1 protein-coding gene is annotated in these 1,719 nt (G+C 70.3%); it reads left to right on the top strand.

All coding sequences use genetic code 11. From position 1 onward, the window contains the following. Nucleotides 1-74: 74 nt before the first annotated feature. The gene (locus PV396_RS44875; protein ID WP_319214164.1) at nucleotides 75-1,655 is read left to right on the top strand and encodes an IS1182 family transposase; all 1,581 of its coding nucleotides are present in this window, start codon (nucleotides 75-77) and stop codon (nucleotides 1,653-1,655) included. The last annotated feature ends 64 nt before the right edge of the window (nucleotides 1,656-1,719 follow it).

Genomic DNA, 1,719 nt, shown 5'->3' with positions numbered 1-1,719 from the left:
CCTAGAAGACTCATGAAGATCTTGGGGTTCTGGTCCTGCCGCGTCAGCGGCAGGGCCAGACTCGTCATGTGGCGATGGGTGAGTGGGTCGGCGAGATGGTCGGGCCGGACGTGTGGGAGACGTGCCGGGATCTGATCCCGGCCGGGAGTGTGTTCGCGTTTCTTGCCGAGCATCGCGGCGAGCTGTTCCCGGCTGAGATGTTCGCGGACATGTATCCGTCGGCGAACGGGCGGCCGAGCATGCCGCCGCAGATCCTGGCCGCCGCGATCACCGTGCAGGCCCTGCACGGGCTGTCGGATTTCGAGACGGTCCAGGAACTGCGGTGTGATCTGCGGTGGAAGGCCGCCTGCGGGCTGGGTCTTCACGACATGGCGTTCGATCCGTCGCTGCTGGCCTACTTCCGCCGCCGGCTGGCCCGTTCCGCCCGCCCGAACCGGATCTTCGAGGCCGTGCGCGAGGTCGTGAAGGCCACCGGCGTACTCAAGGGCAGGCACCGCCGGGCGCTGGACTCCACCGTGCTGGACGACGCGGTCGCCACCCAGGACACCGTCACCCAGATCATCGCCGCCGTCCGCGCGGTGATCCGCGAGGTCCCCGGCGCCGACACGGTCGCCGCCGCCCAGTGCACCGGCCACGACTACACCAACCCGGGCAAACCGAAGATCGCCTGGAACGACGGGCAGGCCCGCGCCGAACTGGTCGACGCACTGGTCACCGATGCCCTGCGGCTGCTGGGCCACCTGCCCGACCAGCAACTCGGCGACAAGGCCGCGAACGCGGTGGGCATCCTGGCCCTGGTCGCCGGCCAGGACGTCGAGCCCGCCGAGGACTCCGACGGCCGCGACGGACGCTGGCGCATCACCCGGGGCACCGCCCATGAGCGGATCGTGTCCACCGTCGACCCCGAAGCCCGCCACATCCACAAAACCCGCTCCCACCGGCAGGACGGATACAAGGCCCACCTGGCCGTCGAGCCCGGGACCGGGTTATACACCGCCGTCGCGCTGCGGCCCGGCGCCGGGCCCGAGCACCACGAGGCCGCGGTCGGCCTGGAACTGCTTGCCGACGAGGACACACCGGTGGACGTCTTCGGTGACACCGCCTACTCCACCGGCGACGCCCGCCAGACCCTCGACGAGGCCGGGCACCGGCTGTTCCTCAAACCCGCACCACTGCGGCCCGCCGTCCCCGGCGGCTTCACCCTCGACGACTTCACCATCGACACCACCACCGCCACCGTGACCTGCCCGGCCGGACACACCGTGGCCCTGTCCGACCCCGGCGGGCACCACAACCAACGCAAAGCCTCCTTCGGCAACTTATGCGTCGGATGCCACCTGCGCGAGCGGTGCACCAAAGCCAAGGCCGGACGCATCCTGACCATCCGACCGCACCACGACCTCCAGACAGCCGCCCGCCACCAGGCCGCCACCGACCCCACCTGGCAGGCCGACTACCGCCGCTGGCGCCCCCCGGTCGAACGCGCCGTCGCCTGGCTCGTCCACCACGGCAACCGGCGCCTGCGCTACCGCGGCACCATCAAGAACGACACCTGGCTCCACACCCGAGCCGCCGCCCTCAACCTCCGCCGACTGATCAACCTCGGACTCACCCACACCAGCGGCACCTGGCACATCGCACCGGCCGGTACATGACCACAGGGGTTGTCCGGCCTGACGGCCGGACAACCCCTCACCAAGATCTTCATCGACCTTCTAG

The organism is Streptomyces sp. ME02-8801-2C (assembly GCF_033793965.1).
Classification (GTDB): Bacteria; Actinomycetota; Actinomycetes; order Streptomycetales; family Streptomycetaceae; genus Streptomyces.
The sequence above is the reverse complement of the archived record's forward strand: the minus strand, read 5'-3'. Positions and strand labels throughout refer to the sequence as shown.